A 13,365-nucleotide genomic window follows, 5' to 3' on the forward strand; every position below is an offset into this window, starting at 1 on the left:
GAAACATCACTAACTATAGCAAATCCGAGAAAAAAGTGCAAGAGCTAACTTCTGTGCTTCCCCTTGATTTGCTCGCCGCATTAGGCCAAACTAATAACAACACCTAGTATGGGGATTTTTGACCAGAAGAAAAGCGAGGAACATACATGAAACGAGAACGTTTGGACAAGGTGCTGGCGAATATGGCGTTCGGCACACGCAAGGAAGTGAAGGCGCTGGTGAAGCAAGGACTGGTCGTCGTGGACGGCGTGGTCGCGACCGATCCGGGCATGCACGTCATTGCCGAAGAGCAGGATATCACCGTAGACGGGGAGCCGCTCAACTTCAAGCGCTGGGTTTACGTCCTGTTAAACAAACCCCCTGGGGTAGTTTCCGCGACCGAAGACAATGTGCATCAAACCGTAGTCGACCTGCTTCCTTATGAATGGGCGGTCAAGGTGCACCCGGTAGGCAGGCTGGACATCGACACAGAAGGGCTGCTGCTTTTGACCAACGACGGCCAGCTTTCACACAGCCTGCTGTCCCCGAAAAAGAAAGTGGACAAGGAGTATTTTGCCCGCATCGACGGCCCGGTCACAGAGCGGCATGTACAAGAGTTCGCCAAAGGGGTGGAACTGGAGGATTTCACCACGCTGCCTGCAAAGCTGGAGATTTTGTCTTCGGGAGAAACTTCCGAGGTACGCGTGACGATTATGGAAGGAAAGTTCCACCAGGTAAAACGGATGTTTGCCGCCTTCGGTCTGCATGTCACCTACCTCCAACGCATCCGCATGGGCCCGCTCCACCTCGACCCGGCACTCGCTCCCGGTGAATACCGCGAGCTGACCGAGGAAGAGCTGCACCTGCTGCAAAACGTAAACAAATAATTAGGCGCCAGATGCCCGGCATGCTGCCTGCAAGCGAGCCGGACGGCGCCCGCGACAGTCGGATCAGCACTTTTCCGACTGTCTTTTTTTGCGCAAACCGCGGAAAAAGTCTTTGAGCATCTGGGCACATTCCTCCGCCAAAACGCCCGCCAAAACAGGCACCTGGTGATTGAAGCGCGGCTCGGCCAGTAGATTCATCAATGTCCCGGCACACCCTGCCTTTGGATCGCCCGCTCCGTACACTACCTGCTCGATGCGGCTTTGCACGATCGCCCCGGCGCACATCGGACAAGGCTCTAGTGTGACGTACAGCGTGCAGCCGATCAGCCGCCAGCCGCCCAGCCGTTCGCTAGCCTCGCGGATCGCGATCATTTCCGCGTGCAGCGTAGGGTCTTTTTGCGTTTCCCGCAAATTGTAGCCGCGCCCGACAATTACCCCGTCGCGGACGATGACAGCGCCAATCGGCACCTCGCCGAGCGCCGCCGCCTTTTGCGCCTCTTCCATGGCGGCTCGCATGTATGCTTCGTGTTTGTTTGCTTCCATCACGATGGTTAAAACTCCTTTATAGACATTTTCAAATTACGGTCAGAGAACAGCCTGCCTTTTCCCGGTCGATTGTGCGCTTGTATGCGCTTGCCGGCAGCATGGCATTCGATCACTTGAAGCGCTAAGAACGCTTCACATGACCAGCCAATCCCCGCATAAATCAGCAGCAATCCGGGCAAATTGTGGCATCGCGAAGTTTTTGTCCATACCTGCTCACATACTCTCTGCGAGATTACATACATTAATGATGTACGGAAGATGTTTGTAATTCACAGATAGCCTCTATCTGGAGGGATGCGAGTGGGCTTAACCTCTGCAAGCACTTTGTTTGATCGTTTTCACAGTCCGACGAGAGGACAACTGGCGAAAGAAGACGTGTTTTCCCACATTGAACAAACTCTCTCTTCAATGAATGGACCGTTTGAGATTATTGTGGGAGCCGATTCCCAGTTGAAAAGTCGCGGAACGTTTTTCGCCTTGGTCATTACGGTGATTCGCCCCGGACATGGTGGGACCTTCTTTTATCACAAGTTTCAGGAACGGCGCTATTCATCCTTGCAGCAGCGGATTTTTCAAGAGGCCATGTACGCGGTAGGTCTGGCTACGGAGGTTCGGCAATATTTGCGCGATCATCAGCTCGATGCCCCCATCCGCTTGCACTTTGACATCGGCAGGAATGGCCCTACCCGTAAGTTTATCCAGTCGCTTCTGAGCCTAGCAGAAACCAACCACTTCCGGGCGGAAATCAAACCAAACTCCTTCTGTGCGTCTACGATTGCTGACAAGTTCACGAAGTAATGAAGAGCATCCATTCTTCCTTGAACAAAGCGTGCAGGCGGATTGCTGTTGGACGCATCCGCCCGCTTTGTTTGGATTCTTCGCTCATCGGGTCACGTACTTCTGGACAAGCAGGCGAAAATCCTTCTGCCAGGTCCATAACCGGATACATAGACTGTTTTTTGGTACACATCCTGTATAAAACAGGGTGATTGACAACGCTCGGGCATGTAAGCTATTATAAGCATTAATTGAAGCGTTTTCACAAGGCGTGTTACTGGTAATGCAGGCATGAGCCGAGAAGATCTTTTTCTTGAAAAAGGTTTTTTCGGCTCTTTTTTGTCTAAAGGTGGTGGAATTACGTGTCCCGTGAACAGGAAAAAACATATGCGATTACGCGTGTGTTGAACCATAACGTCGTACTGGTGGAAGAACCCGGCACCAAGCTGGAAATTGTGCTGTTCGGAAAAGGAATCGGTTTTGGCGCAAAGCCTGGGAACACGATCCCCGCCCATGACCCTCGTGTGGAGAAGCGCTTCAGGCTGGAAAATGAAAGCCACCAAAAACAGTACCAAACCATACTCAGTCAGGTCGATCCTGCTGTGGTAGGGATCGCGGAAGAAATTATCGCGCTCATCGCCAGTGAAATTACACCGCAGCTCAACGAACACGTCCACGTCGCTCTGCCCGACCATATCCAGTTCGCGATTTACCGCTTGCGCAACGGCATGGAGATCGTGAATCCGTTCCTGTTCGAAATCCAGACGCTCTACACAAAAGAGTACACGCTGGCAAAACGGGCAGCGGACATGATTAAAAAGGCATTCGATCTGGATATTCCAGATAGCGAAATCGGTTTTCTCGCCTTGCACATTCACTCGGCGATCAGTTACTTGCCTGTCAAAAAGGCGGTACAGTTTACGAACGTCATCAGCGAATTGGTCAGCATGATCGAGCAGCGGACAGACAGAACCATCGAACGAAGCACCGTCGACTACGTCCGGCTCATTACCCATCTGCGTTTTGCTGTGGAGCGCATCCGCCAGCAAAAGACCATTCACAACCCGCTTCTCGACCGGGTCAAAACGACGATTCCGGAAGCCTACGAGCTGGCGTCCGAGCTGGCTGCCTATATTTCCAACCGGCTGGAGGTCACTGTCCCGGAAGACGAGGTCGGCTACATGGCCTTGCATGTTTATCGCTTGTTGCAGCAACAACCGTAATCCCACAAATTCAAATTGATGATAATCCTGCGTGTTACTAGTTCGACTAGGCATGAGCGGTGAGATCATACGGACATAGTAAGTATGTCGTCGTATGGATCAGACCGTCTCATGCCTATTTTCGTTCAGACGCAAAAGGAGGAACTTATGCTACGCAGTCTGTTTTCCCGTAAAAAACAACAACAAGAAATCACTTTCCTCGCTCCTTTGACCGGGAGTGTTGTCCCTTTGTCGGAAGTGCCCGATCCCGTCTTTGCCGGGAAGGTCGTAGGCGACGGCGCTGCGATTCTGCCTGCGGAGGGCGTCTTGTACGCTCCTGTCGACGCAAAGGTCACTCATCTGTTCCCTACCCATCACGCCATTGGCTTGTCGACAGACAGCGGCGTGGAGCTGCTCATGCATATCGGGATTGATACCGTGAAATTGCAGGGCAAAGGCTTTACCCCGTTCGTCTCGGTAGGTGACAAGGTGAAAGCAGGCGACAAGCTGATTCAGTTCGATATCGCCGTCTTGCAGGAGGCAGGATGCCCGATCGTCACCCCGATCGTCATTACCAACGGCGATGTCGTCGCGGAAAAAAACGTGGTAGCACAAGGCAATGTCGCGGCAGGCCAGGAGCCGCTGATGACTGTCGTCCTGAAATAGAAGAAGCACCTGTTGGGGGAGGTACACCATGATTCAATTCGAAGTAACGGTCACGGTTGAAGGCGGGCTGCACGCTCGCCCGGCCGCTCTTTTGGTAAATCGCTCGGCGCAATCCCAAGCGAAAATCACCTTGAGCAAAGGTGACAAGCAAGCGGACGTCCGCAGCATTTTGGGGATCATGACCTTGGGCGTGACCCAAGGCGACAAGCTGATCGTCTCGGTGGAGGGAGAAGATGAGGAAAAAGTAGCTTCCTCGCTCCAGCAATTTTTTGAACAGTCTTTTGAGAGCGAATGAGCGGTGAAAGAAGGTGAAACAGGCATGTTGAAAGGAATCCCGGTTTCTTCTGGCATCGCGATCGCCCCTGTCGTCATTTTGGCACACGATGCTCCGGCTGCTCCGGCTGTGACCGCGCAAGGCGCGCCGGCAGACACAAGCAAAGAGCTGGAGCTGCTCGCCAGAAGCGTGGAGCAGTCGCGCGAACAGTTGGAAAAGTTGAGAGAGCAAACAGAGGAGCAATTAGGCGCAGAAAAAGCAGCGATTCTCTCCGCGCATATTGCTTTTCTGGAGGACCCCGCTTTTGTCGGGGAAATGACCTCTCTGATCGAAAACAGGCAGGTGGCCGCTGCTGCTGCCGTACAGCAAGTGTCCGACCAGTTTGTCGCCCTGTTTGAAAGCATGGACGACGCCTATATGAAAGAACGGGCGGACGATATTCGCGATGTGAGCCGCCGCCTGATTCGCAACCTCTCCGGCACAGGACAGGAGGCAGTCTTCCCGGAAGAACCGTTTATTTTGGCCGCGTGGGATGTCACTCCTTCGGAAACGCTGCAGCTTCCGCTCGCATTTGTGCGGGGCATTGTCACGGTAAAAGGCGGCGCGACCTCGCACGCAGCGATTTTGGCCCGTTCTCTGGGGATTCCGGCTGTCATGGGCGCCGGGGAACAACTGCTGGAAAAAGTAGCTGCTGGCAGCCTGCTGATTCTCGATGGCGCTACAGGCGAGCTGATCGCAGCGCCAGACGCGAAAACATTGGCACGCTACGAGGAAAAAGCCGCCAAGGAAGCCGCTGAGCGTGCAGCCTACGCGGTATTGAAGGAATTGCCCGCCGAAACGATCGACGGCCATCGCGTTCATTTAATGGCCAACATGGCGGTTCCCGAAGAGGCAGCAGCGCTCGCCGCTTCCGGCGTAGAAGGAATCGGTTTGTTCCGCTCCGAGTTTTTGTTCATGGACCGCAGCACGCTGCCAGACGAGGAAGAACAGTTTGCGGCCTACAAGCAGGTCGCTACAGCCTTTGGCGAAAAACCTGTCATCATTCGCACGCTCGACGTCGGCGGCGACAAGCATTTGCCGGCTCTCGAACTGCCGCAGGAAGATAATCCGTTCCTCGGCTTTCGGGCGATGCGCATTTCCCTGGCCCGGCCAGAGCTGTTCCTCGTTCAGTTACGGGCGCTATTGCGCGCCAGTGCCTTTGGACGCCTGCTCATCATGTTCCCGATGATTTCCCACCTGGAGCAGTTGCGGCAAGCCAAGCAATTGTTCGAACAGGCAAAAGCGGAGCTGCGGGAAAAAGGGATCGCTTTTGACGAACAGATCGCAGTCGGCATGATGATGGAGATTCCGGGCGCTTGCCTGCAAGCGGACGCCTTTGCCAAAGAGGTAGACTTCTTCAGCATCGGGACCAACGATCTCGTGCAATACACGCTCGCCGTAGACCGAATGAACGCGAACGTAGCCAGCCTCTACAGCTACTACCACCCTGCGGTGCTGCGCCTCATCTCGCACGTCATCGAAGCCTCTCACCGCGCGGGAATATGGACCGGGCTATGCGGAGAGATGGCGGGCGATTCGCTCGCGACCGAGCTTTTGCTTGGCCTGGGCCTCGACGAGTTCAGCGGTGCGGCCTCGGTAATGCCAAAGGTCAAGGAGCGCATTCGTGCCACAAGCATGGAAAAAGCGAAGCGACTCGCAGAGTACGCTCTGACGCTTTCGACCGTGGAAGAGGTCGTGCAGTTTTTGCGAGACAAAACCGAATAAACGGTTTTGTCCCTCATTGTTTGTAAGCGATTTCACCGTTCTTTTTCCGATCAAAACAGTTTCTCTCCGGCCTGTTTGTTATGTCCTCATCTCTTGTACTCATCCGGAGAGCAGCTTTTTTGATAGACATCTCATTCCAAGGAGGTTTTACTTATGCTTGCCTTTTTGCAACGGATTGGGAAAGCACTCATGCTTCCCGTCGCCACCTTGCCAGCAGCGGCGCTTTTGCTCCGCTTTGGCGCCATCAACTACGTGACTGAATTTCGTCTCGGCGAATCTGTTGGCGGTTTTTTGAATCAGTACATCGCGCCCTTTTTGTTCGCAGGCGGATCGGCCATCTTTGACAACCTGCCGCTGATTTTCGCCGTCGGTGTCGCGATCGGGCTTGCCGGGGATGCCGTCGCCGCACTGGCTGCCGTGATCGCCTACATGGTGTTAACCTCGGTGCTTTCCAAAGTTCCCGCTGCCATGCCGTTTATCGCGGACGACGTCAAGCTGAACATGGGAGTGCTTGGCGGTATTTTGGCGGGCGGAGTCGCTTCCTACTGCTACAACCGCTACCATAACATCAAGCTACCGGAGTGGCTCGGATTTTTCGGCGGCAAACGATTCGTACCGATCATCACTTCGCTTAGCATGGTTATCATCGGTCTGTTGTTCGGGATCATCTGGGGTCCGATCCAGGACGCGCTCAACAATATGGGGAACTGGATTGTCAGCCTTGGCGCTCTTGGAGCAGGTCTGTTCGGCTTCTTTAACCGTTTGCTCATTCCATTCGGTCTGCACCACGTGCTCAACGCAATTGCCTGGTTCCAGATTGGCGATTTTACCGACACGACCGGGAAAGTCGTACACGGCGACCTGCACCGCTTCTTCGCTGGCGACAAATCAGCAGGCATGTTCATGACAGGCTTCTTCCCGATCATGATGTTCGCGCTGCCAGCGGCCGCCTTGGCCATCATTCACTCAGCCAAGCCGGAAAAACGCCAAGCAATCGCTTCTGTGTTCATCGGTACCGCGCTCGCTTCCTTCCTGACCGGGATTACCGAGCCGTTGGAGTTCGCGTTCATGTTCGCCGCTCCGCTGCTGTATGTGCTGCATGCGATTTTGACCGGGGTTTCCGGGTATATCGTGACCGCGATGGGCATCAAGCACGGATTTGGCTTCTCCGCGGGTCTGATTGACTACGGACTGAACTTCCCGCTCTCCACAAACGCATGGTGGATCATTCCGATCGGTCTGGCGTTTGCCGTCGTTTACTACTTCCTGTTCCGTATCCTGATCGTCAAGTTCAACATCAAAACGCCGGGGCGCGAAGACGATGAAGTAGTGGAAAGCGCAGCTTCCGGCAGCAACTCCACGCAGGAAAAGGCGCTAAAAGTGCTCGCCCTCATCGGCGGAAAAGAAAACATCGTCAGCGTCGACGCGTGCATTACCCGCCTGCGCCTCGTGCTGAAAAACGACAAGATCGTCAATGAAAAAGGGTTGAAAGACCTGGGGGCAGCAGGAGTCATGAAGCTCGGCCAGGGCAGCGTGCAGGTCGTCTTCGGGACGCAGTCCGAGCTGTTGAAGGACGAAATCAAAAAGCTGTAGGCTTTGCTTTTCCCCAATAAATATGCCCGGTATTGGCAACAGCCGTACCGGGCTTTTTCGTATTGGCATAGAGTCCCCTCGTTCGAATGAGATGCTTGGTTTTGCCTGCCTCATGAACCCGGAAAAAATGACGCAGCTTCTCTAAAAATGCCGGGCATTGGAGCCAACGAGCGCCCGTTCTGACGGGAACAGCTCCTTTTGCTCCAACTCGGTTTCAAACCGCATGAGCCGATCCAAAAACCCTGCGCATGCCGATTCGCTGTATGGCGCCATCATCTCGATTTCGTAGGATAATGTTTTTTTCCATAATTCAAGCTGTCTCCTATTCGCCTCCCATGCTTCCAATTCCACCCACCCCTTATCTGATATACCTTTGCTAAAACAACAAAAACAAACTCATAAAAAGTTCATTCAGGCTACATTTCAGCTTCTTTGCTAAAATCGGCAGATGGTTTGCCTTGAAATCGTACTCTCCCTTCTCGTACTTCAAGTATGTGGAAGCATTGCGAAAACCGAGTGACTCCGCCATTTCCTGCAGCGTGAGCTTGCACTCACTCCTACGTTTTGCGATAAATGGGAGGTTTAGACGTTCCATATTCAGTTTCCCTCTTCCTTTGCAGAAATGGCAAATATTTATAGTTACATGATATCGTTTCAATTTCAGCAAAGTCAACACATTATTTGTCGTTTTAGCAATCTTGTTTTTTCCGTTATGGAAAATTGTTAGAATGATATTGCCAAAACGAAAAAGGTGGTTTCACGATGTCCATAGTCGGTCAAAGGATAAAATGGCTGCGCGAGCAAAAGCAGTGGTCACAAATCCAATTAGCTGAAAAGCTTGGCATTCACAACACAGTTTTGTCGCGAATTGAATCGGGCGAAAAGAAAGGCGTAGATTCCCAGTTGATCTCCAAAGTCGCCGACCTGTTTGACGTATCGACCGATTACCTTCATGGAAGAACAGATAACCCCACGCCATTTTGGCGGCAAGCATCTGTGCGGGAAACACCTATTCCCTTCTTGGACATAGACGGGTTAACGGAAGAGGAACTTACCGAAATCAAGCGGCATATCGAATTTGTAAAATGGAAATCGAGACAGAACGGGTCGCAAGAAGACAACTAGAGAACCGTGAAAACCTCTCTCCAACCTGATCGTGGAGGGGCAAACGGACGCTGAAGCGCTTCGTCATCGCGTTCAAATGGTATAGGCATTAGAAAACCCCTGGGCCACAGGGGTTTTTGCGTGGAATGAAATACGTACAACACAGGCTCCGTCAACAGCCCGGCGAAGCCTTTTTTTTTTCATGTATGTTCTGCTTTACTCTGCGCTGTCGTCTGGTCCAGCTCAATCCAGCTCTGGGCCCATGATTCGATCCCCTTGATTACTGGCTCCAGAGCCTTCCCCATCTCTGTCAAAGAATATTCTACCCGTACAGGCGCCGAGTCTGTAAACACTTCCCGATGCACAAGCCCTTCTTTTTCGAGGTCTTTCAGCCGTTCAGAAAGTAGCCTTCCGCTTACCGGCAGGGCCCCTTCCAACGCACAGAAACGCTGTGGTCCAGAAAGCAACTGGTACAAGATTAACCCTGTCCATCGTTTTCCCAGCAGTTGCATGCCTTTTTCAAACTTCGGACAGAGGGAAGACTGTTTCATTCGTATCACCTCATTCTCCTTTCAGTATACCGCTCTTTCTTCAATCCATCAAAATGAATGATTACTTTGTGCCTAATAATTCGCACTTTCCAGCGTTTGTAAATTTTCCATAACGTATTGACATATACAATAATTAATATATACTTACTAACGAAAAGTAACTATGTTACTGATATAAACTGATTCGGAGGTAATCATACATGGAAAATCGTTTTGAATGGAGCGCTCTTGTTTTGCGCATCGTCGTTGGCCTTACGTTTGCCATCCACGGCGTCGCCAAATTTCAGATGGGACTCGAAAACGTGGCCGGATTCTTTGGCACGCTGGGACTGCCTGCATTTATCGCCTATCTGGTTGCTTTCCTGGAGGTTGTCGGCGGGATCGCCCTGATCGCCGGACTTGGCACTCGCGTCTTTTCCGCCGCGCTGGCTGTCGTCATGATTGGTGCCGTTGCCAAAGCAAAGCTGGCAGCCGGCTTCATGGGTGGAGAAAGCGGCGCTGGCTATGAGCTGGAGCTTGCGCTGTTCGCCATCCTGCTCGCGCTCAGCATTAGCGGCAGCTCCAAGTTTGGACTCGATCAAATTTTGTTTGGAAAAAGATCGGGTAAGGTGTAGCGTAGCCTCTTGATCCCACGCAAAAAAGCCAGTGAGCAAAAGGCGGTGTGTCTGCCTTCTCCACTGGCTTTTCACAATGGGCCGGAACCGGGGAGCCATTAAAATTTTTGCGGGAACTCATCCAGCATTTTTTTGTTGATGATCCTGATCTTTTCTGGCGGCGAGTTCTTGTTTTCCGCACTGATAAACACCGAGTTGTCCCCCGCTTCATACAGAAGCAGATACTCCCCGTCTACCATGCTTTCGCCTTCATCTACAGGCGTACCCCATCCCTGCTGAATCGCTTCCAGTGTGGCCGTCCCCAAGCGACTGCCTTCCAAGTCAATCGCATATACGCGATCCGCCCCGTCAAAAAAGACGATGCCATCGTCCAGTTTTTCCAGGACAGCATACTGCCCGCCATCCAAGAAGTCTTTCTTGACCACCGCGCCGTACCGCTTGACGACTTCTTCCTTTTTCATTCCGATCGCAATATCGAAGCCGTTGATTTCGTTATTTGCGAGCAGCTTTAAAAAGTTGTCGTCTAAAATCAGTTGCGCTGTTAAACCCGGCTGCTCTGCTGGCAATGGCTTCTCGTTGTTCGCTTCGTTTTGCCCCGCTCCGTTGTTCTCGTTTTGGACAGGGGACTCTGGTTTTGGCTGCTGCCCGTCTGTCGGTTTGGCCTCCGGGGGCACGGGAACACTCGCCTCGGGGGAACAGCCGATTGCAAGTATGCTCGCTGTCATTACGGCCATTGCCATACATACTAATCGTCTCATGGGTCATGCCTCCTGCTTTATCTTTTCATTGCTGCAACATTTTTACATTTTTAGAGTCGAACTAATAAGAACGGAGGTGCTAGCTATGCCTGTCTGGTTACTGGTCACAATCATTTGCGTGGGTCTTTTGCTGATTGGGAGCTTAGTCGATTGGAGAGCGAAAAGGAAGAAGCAAACATTGCTCATCGACAATAACAATCGCAATTCGCTCGATGAAGGATATGATTCAAGAGGGCGGGATGATTTTCACTAATGTTAGTACGTTGTTTGATGATGTTTTGTTTCCAAAAAAAAACGATTTTTCTGAACGTTACTTTGTTTTCAATTGGCTAAAAAACGGAGTGATCCACAAAGGTATTTTCGTCCATTAGCATTTAGAATTCTAGATGATCTGTATATAAATGTCAGTCAAGCAGACGAGACTACTTTTGACTCCCGAGTGATTCCTTCCTTGAAATCACTCGGGTTAATCTTAATCAAGACTTTTTCTGTAAATATCCTTGTACCTGGTTTCATACTCGCAAACAATGGATAGTTCTTTTGCATGAAATGACGTAGAAATCCCATATTCAATAAGATAGGAGAAATATTCCTTAGCTAGTGAAAACAGATTATCTATCAATTCTTTCTCTGGTAGTTCAACCTGTACAATCCTGTTTCCGTCTCTTGTTGCTGTCAACAACAGCTTATTTTCACCTGTTTTCCTCAAACCAATTGTGATTACACTTAACCCGTAAACGTTATCGCTAATTGCTTTTTCAGCACTTAGGTAGTAATCCTCAACCAATGCAATCAGTTGCGTGAGCAGCCTGGCTTCGCAAAACCGGAAATCAGATACTTGTTTACCCTGACTCGTAATCACCAGTGCTTCCATAAAATTGCTATCGCTTGGATCAATAGCTCTCTGAATTTCAGTTTTGTTTTGAATAGGGATAAGAACTTTTTCGATACAGCGAAAATCGATGTTATCTGAGGGGAGAGTAATGTATAGCTTCATATCAATCATATTCATAGGAACTCCCTTATCTTATTTTTCGTTATATTCCACACTATAGTACGGTATTTTCGCGATATTTTTCGTGAAATGTGAGAAAGAAGCCTTATCCATTCTAGATAAAGGCTTTCTTTTCGTTGGGATTTGTTATCTATTCCGCTTGATTATAACTAATAGGGAATACAGAAACCACACGCTCACCTGACATGATGACTCTGTATACCTTGCCTTTATGATATCCATCATATGGGATTACTTTTTTGTTATTGATGTTTTTCGCCATTTCCTTCCCGTTAAACGAATAATCAATCACGCTTTCAATAACATCTTCAACGTAAGAGAATTCAGTACCCGGATTAAAAAATGAATTTTTTGCCTTTTGATATGTACTAAATGTCGACCAGTACTCTGGGAAGTGTCTCGTAACAATGTGCAGCATTCCCATAGTTACGTCCCCATAGGCTAAGTACACTTGTTCTGAACTATTCGGTAAATCATAAAACCTAATGATAGCCGAAGATTTTGGTAATCCTTCTCCTCGATCACGAATGTCTCCTCTATCAAAAGTGCCATTGTCCAGATAGTACTCTTTTAGAGCCTCACCCGCTTTATCTGGATCTTCTTGGTCAAAGAAAAGTTCATCTCCATTTTTTAATATGAATTTTATACGTTTTGAATACAGGATAATCCTAGCAACTGTGCTTATGACTCCTCCTCTTCTTAGTTCGTTTTTACTTTCAGATTGATTTACGCCAATATCTTCTGTTCTTTCGTTCAACTTAATTAAAGACTCGTCGGACTCTTCGTTCAAGTGCTTGACACCCTTGTACGCTTCGGCCTGAACTTGTGTTTCGCTTGTTATTGCTGTTTGACTTTTGCTTGCTGAAACTGGTGTGACAGCAAGCGCAAGCATAGAAAAAGCAAGGAATGCAGAAAGGAATTTTTTCATTTTGTACAACCCTTCTAAAAATGTAATTTTTTACAAGGCAAAATATAACATATTGTATTTTGTGAAGCAATAAAATTATATAATAATAAACTTATATAAAATCTCGTTAGTGTTGGATAAACGACTATACTTGCAGAAAATTGATTTTTCCAAATGTTATTCACAAATTATTAATATCACTTTATTAATATCACTATGCATACATCATTATGGTCCCATTCTGTTGAGGCATAGTACATAAAATGAGTTCCACTAATGATTACTTGCAACACCAACTGGCTTCGTAAAAAACCACTCGTCAAACTCATTTGAAAGTACATTGTATTTCACAAGCTTATCGAAGTACATTTCTTCATGTCCAATGTTTTTGCGCACCAGAAAAACTATACGATCCTCTAGACTTAGCATTGACGGAACAATATTATCGTTTTCAAATCCCCGTACAGGTAACTACTCTAATCATCATTTCTCCTCCAAATGATAAATTCGACACCTCGTTGGACAATTACACCAACAGTTTCATGCCGATTGAAACCACAGTAAACCTCATTTCAAAACATAAACTGCTGATTTTCAATCGCCCCATAAAAATAGAAAAAAGCCTTGATAGCTCAAGGCTTTTTCATGTATGGCGTCCCCGAGAGGATTCGAACCTCCGACCTACAGTTTAGGAAACCGTTGCTCTATCCTGCTGAGCTACGGGGACA

16 protein-coding genes and 1 tRNA gene are annotated in these 13,365 nt (G+C 49.5%); 9 read left to right on the plus strand and 8 right to left on the minus strand.

Annotated features, from left to right (window positions below):
- Positions 1-146 precede the first annotated feature (146 nt).
- Positions 147-866: a pseudouridine synthase gene (locus BA6348_RS02610; RefSeq protein WP_005830564.1), complete on the plus strand. Its 720-nt coding sequence runs from the start codon at positions 147-149 to the stop codon at positions 864-866.
- 63 nt (positions 867-929) lie between these two features.
- Here the strand turns inward: BA6348_RS02610 and tadA are convergent, their stop codons facing one another.
- Positions 930-1,409: a tRNA adenosine(34) deaminase TadA gene (gene tadA, locus BA6348_RS02615; RefSeq protein WP_005830567.1), complete on the minus strand. Its 480-nt coding sequence runs from the start codon at positions 1,407-1,409 to the stop codon at positions 930-932.
- 297 nt (positions 1,410-1,706) lie between these two features.
- Here tadA and BA6348_RS02620 point away from each other — a divergent pair, with 297 nt between their 5' ends.
- The 6 genes from BA6348_RS02620 (at position 1,707) to nagE (ending at position 7,688) form a co-directional block, all read left to right on the plus strand.
- Positions 1,707-2,210 carry a ribonuclease H-like YkuK family protein gene (locus BA6348_RS02620; protein WP_206699257.1) on the plus strand — a complete coding sequence of 168 codons (504 nt, stop codon included), beginning with the start codon at positions 1,707-1,709 and terminating at the stop codon, positions 2,208-2,210.
- A 341-nt stretch (positions 2,211-2,551) separates the two neighbouring features.
- A complete protein-coding gene (glcT, locus tag BA6348_RS02625) occupies positions 2,552-3,412 on the plus strand; it encodes a glucose PTS transporter transcription antiterminator GlcT (protein ID WP_005830572.1) in 861 nt (286 codons plus the stop codon).
- Positions 3,413-3,559: 147 nt separating this feature from the next.
- On the plus strand, positions 3,560-4,057 hold the full coding sequence (locus tag BA6348_RS02630) for a PTS sugar transporter subunit IIA (protein WP_122952831.1): 498 nt from the start codon (positions 3,560-3,562) through the stop codon (positions 4,055-4,057).
- A gap of 28 nt (positions 4,058-4,085) precedes the next feature.
- A complete protein-coding gene (locus BA6348_RS02635) occupies positions 4,086-4,352 on the plus strand; it encodes an HPr family phosphocarrier protein (RefSeq protein ID WP_122952832.1) in 267 nt (88 codons plus the stop codon).
- A 24-nt stretch (positions 4,353-4,376) separates the two neighbouring features.
- Positions 4,377-6,095 (plus strand): phosphoenolpyruvate--protein phosphotransferase, encoded by a 1,719-nt coding sequence (ptsP, locus tag BA6348_RS02640; protein ID WP_122952833.1) that lies wholly within the window; start codon positions 4,377-4,379, stop codon positions 6,093-6,095.
- Between the two features lie 153 nt (positions 6,096-6,248).
- Positions 6,249-7,688: an N-acetylglucosamine-specific PTS transporter subunit IIBC gene (gene nagE, locus BA6348_RS02645; protein ID WP_026556980.1), complete on the plus strand. Its 1,440-nt coding sequence runs from the start codon at positions 6,249-6,251 to the stop codon at positions 7,686-7,688.
- 141 nt (positions 7,689-7,829) lie between these two features.
- Here nagE and BA6348_RS02650 read toward each other — a convergent pair whose 3' ends face one another.
- Together BA6348_RS02650 and BA6348_RS02655 are read right to left on the minus strand one after the other, a co-directional pair.
- A complete protein-coding gene (locus BA6348_RS02650; RefSeq protein ID WP_005830582.1) occupies positions 7,830-8,033 on the minus strand; it encodes a hypothetical protein in 204 nt (67 codons plus the stop codon).
- A gap of 31 nt (positions 8,034-8,064) precedes the next feature.
- Positions 8,065-8,283: a helix-turn-helix domain-containing protein gene (locus tag BA6348_RS02655; protein WP_005830585.1), complete on the minus strand. Its 219-nt coding sequence runs from the start codon at positions 8,281-8,283 to the stop codon at positions 8,065-8,067.
- A gap of 167 nt (positions 8,284-8,450) precedes the next feature.
- Between BA6348_RS02655 and BA6348_RS02660 the strand changes: the two genes are divergently transcribed.
- On the plus strand, positions 8,451-8,813 hold the full coding sequence (locus BA6348_RS02660; protein WP_005830587.1) for a helix-turn-helix domain-containing protein: 363 nt from the start codon (positions 8,451-8,453) through the stop codon (positions 8,811-8,813).
- A 179-nt stretch (positions 8,814-8,992) separates the two neighbouring features.
- Here BA6348_RS02660 and BA6348_RS02665 read toward each other — a convergent pair whose 3' ends face one another.
- Positions 8,993-9,343 (minus strand): winged helix-turn-helix transcriptional regulator, encoded by a 351-nt coding sequence (locus BA6348_RS02665; protein ID WP_122952834.1) that lies wholly within the window; start codon positions 9,341-9,343, stop codon positions 8,993-8,995.
- A gap of 200 nt (positions 9,344-9,543) precedes the next feature.
- On the opposite strand from BA6348_RS02665, the gene BA6348_RS02670 reads away from it, so the two are divergent.
- Entirely contained in the window at positions 9,544-9,957 is a 414-nt protein-coding gene (locus BA6348_RS02670) for a DoxX family protein (protein WP_005830591.1), read from the plus strand.
- Positions 9,958-10,055: 98 nt separating this feature from the next.
- On the opposite strand, the gene BA6348_RS02675 is transcribed toward BA6348_RS02670, so the two are convergent.
- The 4 genes from BA6348_RS02675 to BA6348_RS02690 all read right to left on the minus strand — a co-directional run bounded on the left by BA6348_RS02675 (position 10,056) and on the right by BA6348_RS02690 (position 13,364).
- Positions 10,056-10,715, minus strand: a complete 660-nt coding sequence (locus tag BA6348_RS02675; protein ID WP_007776252.1) for a hypothetical protein — start codon at positions 10,713-10,715, stop codon at positions 10,056-10,058.
- A gap of 472 nt (positions 10,716-11,187) precedes the next feature.
- Positions 11,188-11,721 carry a hypothetical protein gene (locus BA6348_RS02680; RefSeq protein ID WP_005830599.1) on the minus strand — a complete coding sequence of 178 codons (534 nt, stop codon included), beginning with the start codon at positions 11,719-11,721 and terminating at the stop codon, positions 11,188-11,190.
- Positions 11,722-11,860: 139 nt separating this feature from the next.
- The gene (locus BA6348_RS02685) at positions 11,861-12,658 is read right to left on the minus strand and encodes a hypothetical protein (RefSeq protein WP_005830601.1); all 798 of its coding nucleotides are present in this window, start codon (positions 12,656-12,658) and stop codon (positions 11,861-11,863) included.
- 629 nt (positions 12,659-13,287) lie between these two features.
- Positions 13,288-13,364, minus strand: a tRNA-Arg gene (locus BA6348_RS02690).
- Between the last annotated feature and the right edge of the window lies 1 nt (position 13,365).

The sequence above is a fragment of the Brevibacillus agri genome (assembly GCF_004117055.1).
Lineage (GTDB): Bacteria > Bacillota > Bacilli > Brevibacillales > Brevibacillaceae > Brevibacillus > Brevibacillus agri.